This is a genomic window from Vibrio lentus, assembly GCF_030409755.1.
GTDB lineage: Bacteria > Pseudomonadota > Gammaproteobacteria > Enterobacterales > Vibrionaceae > Vibrio > Vibrio lentus.
Map to the genome: position 1 here is coordinate 345,076 of NZ_JAUFQE010000001.1, position 21,086 is coordinate 366,161.

The window sequence follows — 21,086 nt, forward strand, 5'->3', positions numbered from 1 at the left end:
CTGTAATGGCAGGCGAAAATAACCAAAACAACCAAAATGAAGATCTCAATGACGCGGTAGAACAGACGGACACGAACGACGCGGGTACGCCCTCCCAACAGCAGAATCAACAAAATCAACAGAACACGATTGCGTCGACGGTAGCGACGGGTGCTGAAAATACCGACGCGGCAGACGAAGTGAACCAAGCGTTGGAAGACAATCCAAGTGGTGCTGGTAATACAGAAGAAGCTTCGGCTTCTGGCGGAGCGGTACAAGAAGACTCTCCAGAAAGCAGTGAAGGTTCAGACGCTGAACAATCGAATGTAGTCGACAGTGTTGCCTCTGGTGGCGGAGAAGGTGCTGGCGGTGGTGCCAGTAATTCTGGCGCGGGCGCTCAATCTGTCGGTGGCGAAAATGCTGCGGGTTCGGGCGGTTCTTCAAACGCTGAGGGTAATAACGAACAAGGTGAGGCAGCGAGAACTGCTGCTGAATCGAATTCTTCGTCTTCTGAATCGGATAACCAACAAGTAGACGATGATTTAGATTCACAGACGGTAGAAGAGACATTCGCCGTTGATGTTCAAGCTTCTGACGAAGAGACCATCAGTGAAGTAGAAGACGACTTTGACTCTGAGACAACAAGTGAAACGTTCAAAATCAAAGTAGAAAGTGAAAATGATGCTCCGGAAGCTGAACAAGATCTGGCTTACATCATGGATGAAGATGGCTCCATAACATTTACTCAAGAACAATTACTCGAATACGCAAGTGATGTTGATGGTGATGAGCTTGTTGCATCAAACGTTCAAGTCGGCGCAGATGCAACGGTTCAAGATAATGGTGACGGTACGTTCACAGTCGTACCTTCCGCTGACTTTAATGGCGAGCTAGACCTAACTTTCGATATCAGTGACGGCCAAGAAACCATAAGTAGCGCAATTGATTTAACGGTTCGTCCTATTAATGACGCACCTGTACCAGAAGATAAAACGTTTGAAATAGAAGAAGACGGCACACTTGTTTTCACGGATGCAGACCTCCTAACGGGTGCAACCGATATTGAAGGTGACAACCTGACTGTAGAAGGCGTTACCTACGATGGCGGCGATGGCATTCTTACTGATAACGGTAATGGCACGTACACCTTTGCGCCAAACGAGAACTTCAATGGTGACGTAAACTTCAGCTTCGATGTATCAGACGGTACCGATACGGTAGCGGCAAACATCGATGTAAGCGTAACAGCAGTCGATGATGCGCCAGTATCAGGCGACCTTGCGTACTCAGTCGACGAAGACGGCTCGATTCGTTTAAGCCAAGAGCAATTACTGTCTCAAGCATCAGACGTAGAAGGCGATGACCTAACTGCTAGTGGCCTAACGGTGGGTGGCGATGCGACAGTTACTCAAAACGACGATGGCAGCTTTACCATCACGCCGGATGAGAACTTCAATGGCGACATCGATATCAGCTTTGATATCTCAGATGGCACTAACACGGTTCAAGCTTCTGCAGATTTAACCGTTAATCCAATCAATGACTTGCCAGTTCCTCAAGATCAACAGTTCAGTGTTGAAGAAGACGGCACACTTGTGTTCACGGATGCAGACCTCCTAACGGGTGCAACCGATATTGAAGGTGATAACCTTACGGTTGAAGGTGTGACCTACGATGGCGGCGACGGTATTCTTACCGACAACGGTAATGGCACGTACACCTTTGCGCCAAACGAGAACTTCAATGGTGACGTAAACTTCAGCTTCGATGTATCAGACGGTACAGACACGGTTGCTGCAAACATTGATGTAAGCGTAACAGCAGTCGATGATGCACCAGTATCTGGCGACCTTGCTTACTCAGTCGATGAAGACGGCTCGATTCGTTTAAGCCAAGAGCAATTACTGTCTCAAGCATCAGATGTAGAAGGCGATGACCTAACTGCTAGTGGCCTAACGGTTGGTGGTGATGCGACAGTTACTCAAAACGACGATGGTAGCTTTACCATCACGCCAGATGAGAACTTCAATGGCGATATCGATATCAGCTTTGATATTTCAGATGGTACTAACACGGTTCAAGCTTCAGCCGATTTAACCGTTAACCCAATCAATGACCTGCCAGTTCCCCAAGATCAACAGTTCAGCATTGAAGAAGACGGTACGCTGCAGTTTACTGATGCAGATCTGCTAACTGGTGCAAACGATATTGAAGGTGATGATTTAACGGTTGAAGACATCAGTTATGAAGGAACTGATGGGGTACTGACAGACCATGGTGACGGCTCATACAGCTTTGCGCCAAATGAAAACTTCAATGGCGACGTGAACTTTAGTTTCGATGTTTCAGACGGAACCGACACGGTGTCTGCAAACATTGATGTTAGCGTGACTCCAGAGAACGATCCGCCAGTTGCTGGCTCTACGTCTTACACTGTTAATGAAGACAATTCGATTACCATTTCTGATGCACAACTATTGGCAACATCTTCAGATATTGAAGGTGATGTATCGATAGACAGCGTGACTTACTCGGGTAGTGATGGTGTCCTTGAAATCAACGGTAACGGTACTTACACCTTCTCGCCAAACGAGAACTTCAATGGTGAAATTGCTCTAGATGTCGTGGTTGCCGATGAAGAAGGTGCAACCGATGCGACAACTGCGGGTATCACCGTACTTGAAGTGAACGATCCGCCAGTCGCAGGCCCAACGTCTTACACCATTGATGAGGACTCAGTACTGACCTTCAGTGAGTCACAAGTGCTACTGAATGCTTCTGATGTAGAAGGGGATGTTGAGCTTGTTGGTATTAATTACAACGGCCCTGACGGTATCTTCTCGGTAAATGGTGACGGCACTTGCAGCTTCGCTCCGAACGAGAACTTTAATGGCCAAGTTCAACTTGATGTGACTATTCGTGATGAAGATGGTGCAGAAGTTGATACGGTCATTAACGTGGATGTTCTGCCAATTAACGATGCACCAGTATCGGGTGATTTGGCTTACAACGTTAACGAAGACGGTTCAATCACATTGAGCCAAGAGCAACTGTTGTCTCAAGCATCCGATGTTGAAGGCGAAGACCTGACCGCGAGCGACTTAACGGTTGATGGTAACGCAACGGTAACCGCTAATGATGATGGTAGCTTTACCATTTTTCCTGATGCGAACTTTAATGGTGACGTTGATATCCAATTCAACATCACGGATGGTACTGACACGGTTCAAGCAACCGCCGATCTTACGGTTAATCCAGTCAATGACTTGCCGGTTCCTCAAGACCAACAATTCAGCATTGAAGAAGACGGTACGCTGCAATTCACCGACGCTGATCTGCTTACTGGTGCCACCGATATCGATGGCGATGACCTCACCGTAGAAGGCGTCAGCTACACAGGCGGTGACGGTGTATTAACAGACCATGGTGATGGTACTTATACCTTTGCACCAAACGAAAACTTCAATGGCGATGTGAACTTCAGTTTCGATGTGTCTGATGGCACAGAAACGGTCAGTGCTAACATTGATGTGAGTGTGACACCTGAGAACGATCCGCCAGTTGCGGGTTCAACCTCATACATGGTCAACGAAGACAACGCCATCACAATTTCTGATGAGCAATTGTTAGCAAACTCCTCTGACGTTGAAGGTGCGGTATCGGTTGATAGCGTGACCTACAGTGGCACCGATGGTGTGTTCCAAGATAATGGTGACGGCAGTTATACCTTCCTTCCTAATGAAAACTTCAGTGGCGATATCAGCCTTGACGTTATTGTTGCTGATGAAGACGGTTCGATCGATGAGACCACCGCGGGCATTACCGTTCTAGAAGTCAATGATCCACCAGTTGCAGGTCCAACGTCATACACCATTGACGAAGATTCGGTACTGACGTTCAGCGAATCTCAGATTCTAGTGAATGCCTCTGATGTTGAAGGTGATGTAGAACTAGTCGGCATCAATTACGATGGGGAAGACGGTATCTTCACTGTAAATGGTGATGGTACATGTAGCTTTGCACCAAACGAAAACTTCAATGGTCAGGTTCAATTGGGTGTGACCATTCAAGATGAAGATGGTGCGACGGTAGAGACACAGATTAATGTTGATGTACTGCCAATTAACGATCCACCAGTATCGGGCGATTTGGCTTACACCATCAACGAAGACAGCTCAATCACACTAAGCCAAGAGCAGTTACTGGCGCGAGCTGGTGATATTGATAGCGAAAATCTAGAAGCTATTAACCTTTCGACCGATGAGAACGCGACCATCCAACAAAACGAGGATGGTAGCTACACCATTACACCAGACGCTGATTACAACGGCGACCTAGACCTGAGCTTCGATATCATCGATAACGATGGTGGTGAGGTTCAAGTTGGTCTTGATATCACAGTGAACCCGTTGAATGACTTGCCACAAGCGCAAGATCAACAGTTCACGATTGAAGAAGACGGTACGTTACTCTTCACCGATGCTGACCTACTTGCTGGTGCGTCAGATATTGATGGTGATGAGCTGTCGATTGAAAACGTGATCTACACGGGCGCTGATGGTGTTCTTAGTGATAATGGTGACGGTACTTACAGCTTTGCACCAAACGAGAACTTCAATGGTGATGTTCAATTCTCATTTGATGTTTCTGATGGCACGGGTTCAACAGCCGCCCATATTGATGTAAGTGTAACGCCGGAGAACGATCCTCCTGTAGCGGGCTCGACAGCTTATACAGTTCAAGAAGATGGCCAAATCACGATCAGTGATGAACAGTTATTAGCTAACTCTTCAGATGTAGAAGGTGATGTTGCTCTATCAAGTGTTAGCTACACTGGTGACGACGGTTCATTCGTTGATAACGGTAACGGCACATACACCTTTACACCAAATGAAAACTTCGACGGTGACATATCACTAGATGTTGTTGTCGTTGACGAAGACGGTGCAACGGCGACAACGACAGCGGGCATTGATGTCATTGCTGTCAATGACGGCCCTGAAACGTCCGGTATTGAAGCCGAAGTCGACGAAGATAATTCAATCACTATTACTCAAGAACAGCTGCTTGCGAATGCTACTGACGTTGAGGGTGATGAGTTAACGGCATCTAACCTTCAAACCAACGACCCTGACGCGACAATTGTTGCGAATGACGATGGTTCATTCACTATCACGCATACAGAGAACTTCAATGGTGAGTTGGACTTCACATACAGCATCAGTGATGGTGACAACGAAGTTCTGACCACACTCGATCTAACCGTTAATCCAGTTAATGATGCGCCAGAAGCAGGCGAAGAGATCTTCATTCAAGCGCAAGAAGACCAAACGGTTGGTGTGACGCTTCGTGAAGAGCCAGCACTACGTCTGGATCAAGCGCCAGAAAACGGCATCATCGAAGCAAATCTTGATAATGAATGGGTAGTAGTCGAAGTTGGACAAGAAGTACCAGCCGACACAGAAGTGCGCTTTGTACCAAGTGAAGACGCTTTAGCTGAAGGTACACATACCACGCAAATTGGTACCTTCGATGATAACGCGAGCGTTGATGACTGGGGCACCGAAGTTGACCCATACACTCGTGAGTTCTCAGATGGTGACTTAACGGTTACGGTTCAAAGTAACGATGATCCGCTTGGTGCGTGGAATGGTAATACGCACATTGGTCATGGTATCGGTGACACTGACCGTCAAGGCTTGAGTGGTGATGAAAAACTGACTATCTCGGTTGAAGGTCAAGACATCAATGAAATCAGTTTCCACCTAGATGGTTTGGGTGGCTGGTTCATGGAAGAGTCGCGCCACTTTACTGAAGTCGAAATTCGCGCCTTCAATGAAGACGGTGACATGATTGACTCGATGACTTACCACAAAGAAGACCGTGGTACTTTCGAGACAGACTACACGCTAACCGTTGACCAACCTGTGTCTTACTTTGAACTGGGTACAGTGCAAGGTAATGGTACTTACGTTGTGCAAAACATGACAGTGTCACAAACTTGTCATGATGAAGCCGTGTTCACATCGATTGGTGTAGATGGTTCAGAAATCACCGAAACTGTTGAGTTGAACATCCATGCGGGTGACAACGAAATTGAACTAACGGCTGATCTTCCTAATATCACTATCGATACTGAAGGTTCTGCTCAATTTGCTTCTGTTGTGATTACAGAAGAACAGTTACTGGCACAAGCATCAGATATCGATGGCGATGATCTTGATATTCAAAATCTTGAGCTGGTGGGTGAAAACTCAGAGCATGCAACACTGACTGACAACGGTGATGGTACTTGGACGGTGACACCAGATGAAAACTTCTACGGTGAAATTGAGCTGGGTTACCAAGTTTCTGATGGTGAACTGACTGATGACAACATCATTAACATCAACTTTGAGTCGGTGAATGATGCGCCAATCGTTTCTGGTCCAATGGTTCTATCGACAGACGAAGACCAAGGTATTACGTTCAGTGCTGATGATTTACTGGCGAACACTACAGATGTAGAGGGTGATGCGCTGTCTATTTCTGACATCACTTACGGCGGTGATGACGGTGATTTAATCGACAATGGTGATGGTACATTTACCTTCATGCCGAATGAAAACTTCAACGGTGAAATCGACATTGATTACAAGGTATTCGATGGCACCGATGAAGTTGCAACCCATCTAGATCTGACCGTTGTACCAGTCAATGATGTGCCAGTTCCTGGCGAACCATTGCACACCCAAATGCTTGAAAATGGCTCTATGATCATCGAAGCGAAAGACCTATTGTCTGGCGCGACCGATGTTGATGGTGACATTCTTCATGTCGAAAACCTATTACTTGCAGACCAAACACAAGGTACGTTAACGGATAATGGTGATAATACCTTTACCTTCGAACCTGCAGAGGACTTCTACGGTGAAGTGAACCTGACCTTCGATATCAGTGATGGTCAAGCAAGCGCACCAAGTACTGCAAGAGTAGACGTTGAAATTGTCAACGAAGGCCCTGAAGTTAGCGGTCCAATTGAAGCCGCTGTTGATGAAGATGGTTCAATCACTATCACTCAAGAGGATCTGTTAGCGAATGCAACGGATGTCGATGGCGATAACCTTGAAGCGGTTAACTTTGCGACCAACGATCCAAATGCGGTTGTTGTAGAAAACCCAGACGGTAGTTTCACTATCACACCAAGCGCAGACTTCTTTGGTGAAATTGAATTTACTTACGATGTGACAGATGCGATCGAAACTGTTGCGGCGGACCTCAATCTAACCGTAAACCCAATCAATGATGCACCAGATGTGCCGGACATGTCTTTCACTACGGAAGACGGTCAAGCCATTACGATTACAGAAGCTGAACTATTAGCACAAGCGACAGATGTTGAAGGTGATGAGCTTTCTGTACTGAACGTGACAAGTGCGAGTGATACGGTAGATGTGACAGACAATGGTGATGGCACATACACATTAACGCCAGAGCAGGGCTTCTTCGGCAATGTTGACTTAACGTTTGATGTGAGTGACGGCACCGACGTGGTGGCTGCAAACATCGACCTAAAAGTTGAGTTCGTTAATGATGCGCCAGAAGCAACACCAATGGTTGCGGATGTCGACGAAGACGGTTCAATTCTCGTTACACAAGCGATGTTGCTGGAGAACGCGAGTGACCAAGATGGCGATGAGCTGTTTGCGAGCGCGCTAGAAACCAACGATCCGAATGCAAGTATCGTAGACAATGGCGATGGTACTTACACAGTGACACCTTCGGAAAACTTCAATGGTGATATCGCATTCACGTATGAAGTGAGTGATGGTGAACTCAGTACCGCCAATGACATGACATTGACCGTGAATCCGGTGAATGACATTCCAATTGTTGCCCCAGGCATGTACCACATCGAAGAGGATGGCAGCATCCTGTTCACTCAAGAAGATCTATTGAGCGGTGCGATTGATATTGATGGCGATGACCTTAGCGTTACCAGCATCAATTACTCTGGTGATGAAGGTACTGTCACCGACAATGGTGACGGCACGTTTAGCTTCGTTCCTGAAGAACACTTTAGTGGTGACCTGCAGTTCAGCTTTACGGTTACCGACGGAACTGATGAGGTAGAACAAGACCTTAGCGTTCATATTGAAGCGGTCGCGGATGCACCGGATCTTGTGATAACCGATGGCGACGGTGTTAACGTTGATGATGAAGCAATTTTGGTTGAGCCAGGCGGCATTGTTGAACTGAACATTGCAGCGGCGCTTGTCGATCAAGACTTGTCTGAAACACTGACGGTAACCGTAGATGGTGTGCCAGAAGGTTCGGTTATTCAATACGATAACGAAGGCGTTCTGAATGACCAAGAGAACGGTATCACCAGTTACAACGACACTGAAATTACAGTAACGTTTGAAGGTGAAACCGCGGGTTACCAAAACGCAGCGGGTTACTACAAAGTTGACGAAGATGGAAATATCACGGGTGTTGAAGTTGTCTATGAAAATGCATCACAAGTTGGTGGCGGTGGTGACCTTGTTCCAGGACAAGACCAGTTCAGCTTCCAAGTTGAAGAAGGTGAAAGTTTCAATCTGTTCTTGATTCCAAACGGACATCAGCACAATGACTTTGACGCGATGCAGGAAGGTCAGTACGAGTTCCGCGCAGCGGATGGATCGCCTGCAAACATGGATACGGTTGATCCTCAACTTGTATTTGTTGCTGCCGATGGCACTGAAACCGTAGTTCAAGGGCAGAATGGCGACGCGATCTTCCATGGTGGTTCAAGCTCTCAGCTAAACCAAGATGGTATCGAGCATACTCGCACGACGGTTAATGAAGATGGCGAGCTCGTTTACGGATTTGAAGATTTGTATGGCGGCGGTGATGCTGACTATTCAGACTTCAATTTCACAATCGATGTCGGTGAAGTGAACAGCCAAATCTACAGTGGTGAAGTGACGGTTGGCCCTGATGGTACGGTGAACTTACCGACAACGGCTATCGAAAACTCACTACAAATCCAGTTACCAGAAGACTTCAATGAGCAGCTTGAAGTTCATGTAACCGCAACCGCAACAGAGCTATCGAATGATGATTCTGAAACGGTTTCCCAAACCATTTACATTAACGCGACAGGCGCACACATTGAGCATGCACCTGAAGCACTTCCTGTTGCAGCAACAGTGGAAGAAGATGGTTCTATCATCATTACGCAAGAAGACTTGTTAGCTAATGCTCGCGATCTCGATGGCGACCAACTAACAGCGCTTAACTTAGCGACTGATGACGACAGTGTAACTATCACAGATAACGGTGATGGTACTTACACATTAACGCCAGACGCTGACTTCAACGGTGACGTTAATTTCACCTTCGATGTATCGGATGGTGATGATGTTGTCTCTACCAATCTAGAGCTAACCGTTTCACCAGTGAACGATGGTCCAGAAGCACAAGACCAAGCATTTACAGTCAATGAAGATGGTGTATTAACCTTCACAGACCAAGACCTATTAACAGGTGCGACGGACATTGAAGGGGACGACCTAAGCGTTGAAGGTGTGACTTACACTGGCGCAGATGGTGTTCTAACCGATAATGGCGATGGTACATACAGCTTCGCGCCAAACGAAAACTTCAATGGCGATGTGAACTTCTCGTTCAATGTATCAGATGGTACCGATACGGTAACCGCTAACATTGATGTCAGCGTGACGCCAGAGAATGATCCTCCAGTGGCGGGTAGCACGTCTTACACGGTTCATGAAGATAACTCCATTACGATCAGTAACGAACAATTGCTAGCGAACTCTTCAGATATTGAAGGGGAAGTGGCGATTGATAGCGTGACTTACAGCGGCAATGATGGTGTGCTTGAAATCAACGGTAACGGCACATACACCTTCTCTCCAAACGAGAACTTCAATGGCGAAGTTAGCCTTGATGTGGTTGTTGTGGATGAAGACGATGCAGCCGTATCGACGACTGCGGGCATTACGGTTCTAGAAGTGAACGATCCGCCAGTTGCTGGCCCAACGTCTTACACTATCGATGAAGACTCGGTACTGACCTTTAATGAGTCTCAAGTTCTGCTGAACGCCTCTGATATTGAAGGTGACGTACAACTTGTTGAGATCAACTACGACGGCCCAGACGGAATCTTCTCAATCAATGGTGACGGCACATGTAGCTTTGCACCGAATGAAAACTTCAACGGCCAAGTGCAGTTGGATGTGACCATTCAAGATGAAGACGGGGCTCAAGTTGACACTCATATTACGGTTGATGTCTTACCAATCAATGATGTTCCAGTATCAGGAGACTTGGCATACAGCGTAGAGGAAGACGGTTCAATTACCTTGAGCCAAGAGCAACTTCTTTCTCAAGCTAGCGATATAGACGGAGACGACCTTACTGCTTCTAACTTAATGGTTGATGGAGACGCGACAGTTGTTGCTAACGATGATGGTAGCTTTACCATTACGCCAGATGCGAACTTCAATGGCGACATTGACCTAACGTTCGACATTAGCGACGGTACCGACACGCTGGTTGCGACGGCTGACCTCACCGTCAATCCAGTTAATGACCTTCCACAACCACAAGATCAAACGTTCAGCATTGGCGAAGACGGCATCTTGAACTTCACAGATGAAGACTTGCTAACAGGTGCTACCGATATCGATGGGGATGACCTATCGGTTGAAGGCGTTACATACATCGGTGCCGACGGTGTTCTTACTGACAATGGCGACGGAAGCTACAGCTTTGCGCCAAACGAGAACTTCAATGGTGATGTGAACTTCAGTTTTGATGTGTCAGATGGCACGGATACCGTTCAGGCCAACATTGATGTCAGCGTGACACCAGAGAACGATCCGCCTGTTGCAGGCAGCACGTCTTACACCGTTCATGAAGACAACTCAATTACCATCAGCGATGAGCAGCTTCTAGCTAACTCTTCGGATATTGAAGGTGATGTTGCCGTTGATAGCGTGACTTACTCTGGCACAGACGGTGTCTTTGAAGACAATGGCGATGGTACTTACACCTTCTTACCAAACGAAAACTTCAATGGTGATGTGAGCCTAGATGTTGTTGTTACCGATGAAGAGGGTGCAACAGAAGCGACAACCGCGGGTATTACTGTACTTGAGGTGAACGATCCGCCAATCGCAGGTTCAACCAGCTACTCAGTGAACGAAGACGAAGTTATCACCATAAGTTCAGAGCAACTGTTGGCGAATGCTTCTGATATCGAAGGTGAAGTGGCGATTGATAGCGTTAACTACACAGGCGCTGACGGCATATTTACTGACAATGGTGATGGCACATTCAGCTTCGCACCAAACGCAAACTTCGACGGTGACGTAAGTCTAGACGTAGTAGTGACCGATGAAGACGGTGCGACCGCAACTACCACTGCAAGCATTGATGTTCTGCCTGTTAACGATGTTCCGGTATCGGGCGACTTGGCGTACAGTGTGGACGAAGATGGTTCAATTACCTTGAGCCAAGAGCAATTACTTGCTCAAGCGAGCGATGTTGACGGCGATGACTTAACAGCGGCTAACCTAACCGTTGGTGGTGATGCGACCGTCACTGCAAACGATGACGGTAGCTTTACTATCACACCAGATGCGAACTTCAATGGCGACATTGATTTGAACTTCGACATTACCGATGGTGATGCGACGCTTCAAGCAACGGCTGATCTTACCGTTAACCCTGTCAATGACTTGCCAACAGTCGGTGAGCCACAGTTTGTGACTCAAGAAGACACGAGCTTTACCTTCACAGAAGAGCAACTGCTGCAAAATGCAGGCGATATTGATGGCGATAACTTATCGGTTGAAAATGTCGCTTCTGACAGTGGTTCACTGGTTGATAACGGCGACGGTACTTACACATTTGCTCCGAATGAAAACTTCGATGGCAATGTAAATGTGACCTTCGATGTGAATGACGGCACAGCGATAGTACCAGCAGAAGCGACGATTGATGTTCAATCTGTGGTTGATATGCCAGAGCTGTCGATTGCATCTGACTTGGTGATTGCTTCAGACAACTTCGAGTCTGGCTCAAACGGCTGGAATACAGGCACTGAAAGCTCACAAGGTTTCGAATCAGGAGACATGCTAGGTCGTATTGGTGGCACTGGTGGCGATGAAGCAGTCAGCAAAACTTACGACATTCCAAGTGATGTGAGCGAAGTTAATATTTCGTTTAGCTTCTATGAAATTGACTCTTGGGATGGTGAGTCATTCCAAATCTTTGTCGGCGGCGAAGAGCTTACTTCGTTAGACAACTCGGCGTTCCAAACTCAAGATGGCACGACAACGTTGTACGATTCCGCTGGCAATGAAGTGGGTGAAGTCGTTCACGGCGTGTCGCAAGGTGAAGGCTTCAGTGGTTGGAACGACCAAGCACACCAAATCAACCTAACGGTACCAGTTGAAGATGGCCAACTTGAGTTAGGCTTCGGTTCAACCTTGAACCAAGGTGTGAGTGATGAGTCGTTTGGCATCGATAACATTGAAATCACAGTGTCTGATGCGGATTACCAAATTATTGGTACCGAAGATACGCCAGTACCACTGGATATTGATGCGGCGTTAACCGATACCGATGGTTCAGAAAATCTCGCTATCTTGATTGAAGATGTACCAGAGGGAAGTTCGCTTTCTGCAGGTACCGACAACGGCGATGGCACGTGGTCTCTACAGCCAGAAGAACTTGCAGGACTTGAGTTTATCCCTTCAGGTGATTTCAATGGTGATGTGGTACTAACGGTCAATGCGACATCAACGGATGTTGATACAGGAACAACCGCAACGGCAACACAAGATGTGACGATTCACATCTCGCCAGCGAATGATGCTCCAGAAGTTGATGGTGACATCAGTGCCGTTACGGCCGAAGACAACAGTATCACGCTAACTCAAGAGCAGTTGCTAGAGCACGCTGTCGACATTGATGGTGATGATCTATCCGCAATCAACCTAACCACTAATGACGAAAATGCGACCGTTGAAATGAACGACGATGGCAGCTTCACCATTACTCCGAGTGAAAACTTCAACGGTAATATCGAATTTAGTTACGATGTCACCGATGGGGAAGAGATGGTCGCTGCTGGCCTAGACTTGACGGTAACACCAGTCAATGATGCGCCAGAGCCACAAGACCAAGCATTCACTATTGGTGAAGATGGGGTTCTTAACTTCACTGACGCTGACCTGTTAACAGGTGCAACGGATGTTGAAGGTGATGACCTGACGGTAGAAGGTGTGACATACACGGGTGCTGATGGCGTTCTTACTGATAATGGCGACGGAAGCTACAGCTTTGCGCCAAACGAGAACTTCAATGGTGATGTGAACTTCAACTTTGATGTGTCAGATGGCACGGATACCGTTCAGGCCAACATTGATGTCAGCGTGACACCAGAGAACGATCCACCAGTGGCGGGTAGTACGTCTTACACTGTGCATGAAGACAACTCAATCACGATCAGTAACGAACAGCTATTAGCCAACTCTTCAGACATTGAAGGTGAAGTTTCGATTGATAGCGTGACTTACACTGGTAGTGACGGTGTGTTCGAAGACAACGGTGATGGCACTTACACCTTCTCGCCAAACGAGAACTTCAATGGTGATGTGAGCTTAGCGGTTGTTGTTACCGATGAAGAAGGAGCAACAGAAGCGACCACTGCCGGAATTACCGTTCTTGAGGTGAACGACCCACCAATCGCTGGCTCTACGAGCTACTCAGTGAATGAAGACGAAGTTATTACCATCAGTGCAGAGCAACTGTTGGCGAACTCTTCTGATATTGAAGGTGAAGTGGCGATTGATAGCGTGAACTACACAGGCGCTGACGGCATCTTTACTGACAATGGCGATGGAACATTCAGCTTCGCGCCGAACGCAAACTTCGACGGAGATGTTAGCCTCGATGTGGTGGTGACCGATGAAGATGGTGCAACGACGGCCACGACGGCAAGCATTGATGTTCTTCCAATTAACGATCCACCAGTATCGGGTGACTTGGCATACAGCATTGATGAAGATGGTTCTATTACTCTGACTCAAGAGCAGTTGCTATCTCAAGCATCTGATGTGGATGGCGATGACCTGACCGCAAGCAACCTAAGCGCGGGCGACAATGCATCCGTTGTTGATAATGGCGATGGCACCTTTACGGTAACGCCAGATGCTAACTTCAATGGCGATATCGACCTAAGCTTTGATATTTCGGACGGTACTGAGTCAATTGTGGCGAACGCCGATCTGACGGTTAACCCTGTTAATGACCTGCCAACTAACGACGATGTTTATGCCAATGTTGATGAAGACAACACCATTACTATCACGCAGGAGCAGTTACTTGCGAATGCCGCGGATATTGAAGGTGATGAGCTTGTCGCTTCCGACTTAACCTTAGTGGGTGACGATGCAACAATTGTCGATAATGGCGATGGCACGTTCTCAATCACTCCAAGCGAGAACTTCAATGGCTACATCGATGTTGCCTACAGCATCAGCGATGGCGACACACCAATTGCCGCTAACTTAGGCTTGACGGTTGATCCAGTTAACGACGCGCCAATTGTTTCTGCTGATGTGGCGATAACCATTGAAGAGGATGGTTCGTACACCATTACTCAAGAAGAACTCCTACAATTCGCGACTGACATCGAAGACGATGACATGACCGCAATTATCGGAGAGCCGGGTGATGAAACAACCGTAACCGGTACCGTGTTGGATGCTGAAACTGGCAATCCAATCGCAGGTGCGGATGTGACGTTAACCGACAACGCGGGTCACTCTTACACAGCGGTGACGGATCAATCCGGTAACTACTCTGTAAGCGGTCCTGTTGTTGACCAAGGTACCGTTACTATTGAACAAGACGGCTCTATTACCAGCAGTTTCCTAGTTCCAGCTGGTGAAGATACCAACGGTGGCGTAACTGCAATATCTGAAGTACTTGAAGAAACAGATATGCGTATCGTGGTCACATGGGGTGAAAGCCCACGTGATATGGACAACCATCTATGGCTCTACGATACAGAAAATGGCAATGAGCTAGACCATATTTACTATCGCGACATGAGCCACGATTTGGGCGAAGGTAATGTCGTTCAGCAAGATGTGGATGACACGAATGGCGGTGGTCCTGAAACCATCACTATTCCAAATTATCAAGATGCTGACATGCACTATTCAGTACACAACTACACCAGCAGAAGTTGGGATGTGGATGGTGTTGAAGATGTACAGGTTCAGGTGTTTGTTGGCGATACATTGGTTGAAACCTTTAGTCCTGACTTATCTGAAAACCCATCGGGTGACCACTGGCATGTATTTGATATCGTGAACGGCGTTATTGTTCCAAGCCAAGATGTCGGTACACAAAACGCGTTTGATTTGCCAACGGCAGAAGAAGCGCTTGCGAATGAAAACAGCATTGATATCTCTGAATTGCTAACCGGCGATGAAGGTGATGATTCTGGTGAGACGGGTGGTAACGAATCAAGTGTTGGAGATGTTTCAATTGAGAACGCTCTTATCACTGACAATGGTGACGGCACTTACACCATTACTCCGGAAGAGAACTTCAACGGTGAATTCTCCATTAGCTACAACGTGGACGATGGCAACGGAGGGGTTACACCTGCGGAACTTGACGTTACCGTAACAGCAGTTAATGACCTTTCGGTTATTTACGACCATGACTACATCATCAATGAAGATGGCTCATTAACCTTCACTGATGAGCAGTTACTCGCTGGTGCAACGGATATCGATGGCGACGACCTTTCTGTTGAATCGGTTAACTACGAAGGCACCGAAGGTGTGTTTACGGATAACGGCGATGGCACTTATACCTTCGCTCCAAATGAGAACTTCAATGGCAGCGTCGACCTAACTTACGATGTGAGTGACGGTACGGATGTTGTATCGGCGAATATTGATGTTCAAGTTGTGCCAATTAATGACGTACCGGTTGCTGGAACCACCGCTTACAGTGTTGAAGAAGATGGCAGCATTACCCTAAGCGATGCGCAACTTCTGGCGAACAGCTCAGATGTTGAAGGGGAAGTGTTTGTTAGCGATGTCAGCTACAGCGGCACAGATGGTGTGTTCACTGATAATGGTGATGGTACTTACACCTTCTCGCCAAACGAAAACTTTAACGGTGACATCAGCCTTGATGTGTCTGTTATGGATGAAGATGGCGCAACCGCTGAAACAACCGCTGGTATCGACGTAATTGCCGTCAATGACCTACCGGTTGCAGGTTCAACGACCTACAGTGTTGACGAAGATAGCGTGATTACTATTTCTGATGCACAGCTTCTTGCAAACAGCTCAGATATTGAGGGTGATGTATCCGTTAGCGATGTTTCCTACTCTGGCGCTGACGGTATCTTCACCGACAATGGCGATGGTACTTACAGCTTCGCACCAAATGAAAACTTCAATGGTAATGTCAGTCTAGATGTGACCGTTGCTGATGAAGAGGGTGCAACGGCTGAAACCACTGCGGGTATTGAAGTTATCGCGGTTAACGATGCTCCAGTATCTGGCGATTTGGCTTACTCAGTGGATGAAGATGGTTCAATCACGCTAAGCCAAGAGCAACTGCTTGCTCAAGCATCGGATGTGGACGGCGATGATCTTACCGCTGCCAACCTAACCGCAGGTGATAACGCGACGGTTACGGCAAACGATGATGGTTCATTTACTATCACACCGGATGCCGATTTCAATGGCGATATTGACCTTAGCTTCGACCTTTCTGATGGTACTGAAACGGTTGTTGCAACGGCCGAGCTTACTGTGAATCCAGTGAATGACATCGCGGTTGTAGAAGATGTCGCTTACACCATTGAAGAAGACGGTTCACTTACCTTTACAGACGAGCAACTGCTAGCGGGTGCTTCTGATATTGATGGTGATGAGCTTTCAGTTGCCGATGTTTCTTACACTGGCGCAGAGGGTGTGTTTACCGACAATGGCGATGGTACTTACACCTTTGCACCAAACGAGAACTTCAACGGTGATGTAAGTCTGGACTTCTCAGTATCTGACGGTACAGAGACGGTTGGTGCAAATATTGACGTAACGGTAACAGACGTTAATGATGCTCCAGTGGCAGGCGCAACGTCTTACCAAATGAACGAAGATGGCACCATCACATTGAGCCCCGAGCAGTTGATTGCTAATAGCTCCGATGTGGACGGTGAAGTGTCGCTTGATAGCGTGAGCTACTCAGGTGCAGACGGTATCTTGGTTCAAAATGAAGATGGTTCGGTAACGTTCGCACCAAACGAAAACTTTAACGGCGACATCAACTTTGATGTGACAGTTATTGATGACGATGGTGCAACGGCTCAAACCACCGCTGGTATTGAAGTCATTGCAGTTAACGACACACCAGTGGCTGGAAACGTGGCTTACTCGGTTGATGAAGACGGTTCAATTACGCTATCTCAAGAGCAGTTGCTGGCTAACGCATCCGATGTTGATGGTGATGCACTGACCGCAAGCAACCTATCTGCAGGCGACAATGCGACTGTAACAGCGAACGATGATGGTTCATTTACTATCACTCCTGATGCTGACTTCAACGGCGACATAGACCTAAGCTTCGATGTGTCAGATGGCCTTGAAACTGTTCAAGCAGGTGTCGACCTAACGGTTAACCCTGTTAATGACTTACCAACAGCCGCTGACCAAAGCTTCACTGTTGAGGAAGATGGAACGCTAATCTTCACGGATGCAGATCTACTAGCAGGAGCTGCAGACATCGACGGAGATGACCTGTCTATTACGGACGTGTCTTACACGGGCGCAGAAGGTGTGTTCACTGATAACGGTGATGGTACTTACAGCTTTGCTCCAAACGAGAACTTCAATGGCGATGTAAACCTTGGCTTCACAGTGTTTGATGGCACTGAGACAGTCGATGCCAATATTGATGTGACCGTAACGGATGTGAATGATGCACCAGTGGCGGGTTCTACCTCTTACCAAATGAACGAAGACGGCACGATTACCATTAGCCCTGAGCAGTTGATTGCGAACAGCTCAGACGTTGATGGTGAGGTGTCGCTTGAAAGCGTGACTTACACAGGCTCTGACGGCGAATTGGTTCAAAACGATGATGGTTCTGTGACCTTCACACCGAGTGAGAACTTTAACGGTGATATCAGCCTAGATGTGGTTGTAACCGACGATGACGGTGCGACTGCAACAACAACGGCGGGTATTGAAGTTCTGGCTGTGAATGATGGACCTGAATCTGAGGATGTGAAACTAACCACAGCCGAAGACAGCACCATTCTTATCACACAAGACATGTTGTTAGCTCAAGCTACCGACATTGATAACACCGCAGACGAGTTGTCGGCTTCTGGTCTACAAATAGACCCTAGCTTGGGTGAGTTGCTAGACAACGAAGATGGTACTTGGTCATTTACGCCAAACGAAAACTTCAATGGCGATGTGCCAATGACGTTTAACGTTAGCGATGGCCAAGAGACAATCTCAGTCGACGGTAACATCGATGTCACGCCAGTGAACGATGCACCTGAAGCACCAATGATTGAGATGCAAGGCGAAGAAGATGTGGTCATGGTGATTGACCCAGCTTACATCGCGGATCAAGTCACAGACCTTGATGGCGACGAGATCAGCATTGAGAGCATCACAGTTCGTGCTCCAGCCAATGCAACCTTAACTCAGCAACCAGACGGCATGTATCACTTAGTGACTACTCAAGACTTCAATGGCTTAGTAGAACTCGGTTATCAAGCAACTGACGGTGAAGAAGTGGTCGATGGTTCGCTGAATGTGGATGTCATTCCTGTTAACGACGCACCGTTTAACGTCGGCAACGCAATGATGACCACAAACGAAGATGGCGCATTCACCTTCGATGCTGGCGACTTGATGAACTTGTTCGGTGACATTGATACCGCAGACCTTGTTGTTTCACGCATTATTACCGCAGACGGTGAAGATGGTGGTGAAGTAACAGACAACGGTGATGGTACTTGGACATTCACACCAACAGGCGACTTTGCAGGCGTCTCTGACCTACAAGTTGTCGTGAGTGACGGTGAGTTCGAAACGGTTCTCGATGTTCCGGTGTACGTACGTCCTGTCGCAGATGGCGCGGTAATTTCAACTGACCATGACGGTCCATTAGTGTTCGGTGAAGATGAAACTGGTCACTTAGGATTGAATGTTGGCCTAGTCGATGATTCAGAAACACTAAGTAACTTGGTGATGACAGGTTTCCCTGTTGGATTCGAGGTAACCGATGGTGTGAACACCGTGATGATCACTGAGCCGGGTCAATACATCGACCTGTTCGACTGGGATATTTCAAACATTCAAATGACGCCTCCTGAAGACTTCCATGGTGAGTTCTTCGTAACCGTAAGTGCAACAACGGTCGATTACGGGGATGAACCAGAAGCGTTTGAAGATGGCATCGATTCTGGTGACTTCGAAACCGTGGCGGGTGATTCCATTATCCTAACCGCTGATGATCTAATCGGATTGGCTGAGAATGTGGATGCAGACAGCGACGATGAAGTGAAACTGGTTCATCTAGCAGACCGCAGCCAAGGTGAGATTGTCGATAATGGTGATGGCACTTGGACATTCACACCAGCACCGGGCTTTACTGGCGAAGCAGACATTGCTTACGTGGTCGATAAAGATGGCGTGCTTCATGATGAGCAAACTGGCGTGGTCGTGAAAGAGGGCGATTCACAAGAGAATGCAGCACCAGAAGTGAACAGCATCACAACCACTGAAATTGCAGCGGACGCTACCTTGTCGTTCACTGATCAAGATATGTTAGCGAACCTGAGTGATGCAGAGGGCGATAGCTTGAGCATTGAGTCAGTGAGCTTGATGGAAGGTCAGGGCGTGATAGAGAGCGATAACCAAGGTAACTATCAATTCACACCTGCTGAAGATTACACCGGAGATGTCCAAGTTGGATTTATAGCGACCGATGGCGAAAACCGCATCGAAAGCTTCTTCAACGTGGATATCCAAGGTGGCGATGAAGCAGCTGCGAGTGAAGGTTATGCCTTAGCGGATGATGGTTCACTAACTATCACAGAGTCTCAGCTGGTGGATGAGTTGGGCGTTAGCGATACAGCACAAGTTGTTGATGTTGCAGACGCGAACGATGCAGGCTTCTTCGCTGAATCTGGTGAAGGCGAATGGACATACTGGCCAAACGAAGACTTTGACGGCAACTTAGCGATGAATGTCGACGTTAACGATGGTGGTGAGGTGTCGAGCCATAGCTTAAGTATCCAAGTAGCCAATGATTCAGTACAAAGTGATGAACCACAAGTTCAAGCTGCTCAAGCAACAGAAGATCAGCAAGTGGAAGTGGCACAACAAGCTGATGACCAAGCTCAAGATACAGAAACCGAAGACAGCGTGGCTGATGTAACGGCGGCTCCGGGCGATACTATCTCTATCTCGATTCCAGATGAGGTGAGTGGTAACGAATCGGTTGATTATGCTGAAATGTCTGGCTTACCTGAGGGATCTACTGTGAGTAACGCATTGGATAACGGTGATGGTAGTTTCACAATCAGCGGCAATTTAGAGCAGTCTGTATCGGTTGAACTTCCTGAGGGTTACGAAGGTACTAGCGAGATCCAATTCCAAGGTTATGACGAATTGGGTAGCTCAATAGACGGTGCAAGCGGCTCTGTGGAAGTTGAAGTCGATGATCAATACACCATGCAAGGTTCTACTCAAGAGCAGCAACCAGACATGGCGGGTATGGAATCCGGGGGTAGCGATTGGACAAGTTCTGGTGGTCAAGATCAAGGTGTTGACTTCACGGACGACTCTGGAAGCTTCGATTCAGATTCTCAAACTGGAACCGATCAAGGCAACGACTTCGACCAAAGCTCGATTTAATCGAGAGTGCTTAGTTTTAGTCTAAAACGACAAGTAGGCAGGGCAGCGTAATGTTGCCCTCGTTAAAGCCATGCAGAGTCGCCTTTGCGTGGCTTTTTTATTTGTTTTTGTCTCGCTAAATAAACTTGAGAACAGATA

1 protein-coding gene is annotated in these 21,086 nt (G+C 47.4%); it reads left to right on the top strand.

Annotated features, from left to right (window positions below):
- The first annotated feature begins 5 nt into the window (after positions 1-5).
- Complete coding sequence (locus tag QWZ07_RS01485; RefSeq protein ID WP_192852579.1) at positions 6-20,948, top strand: tandem-95 repeat protein; 20,943 nt, start codon at positions 6-8, stop codon at positions 20,946-20,948.
- The last annotated feature ends 138 nt before the right edge of the window (positions 20,949-21,086 follow it).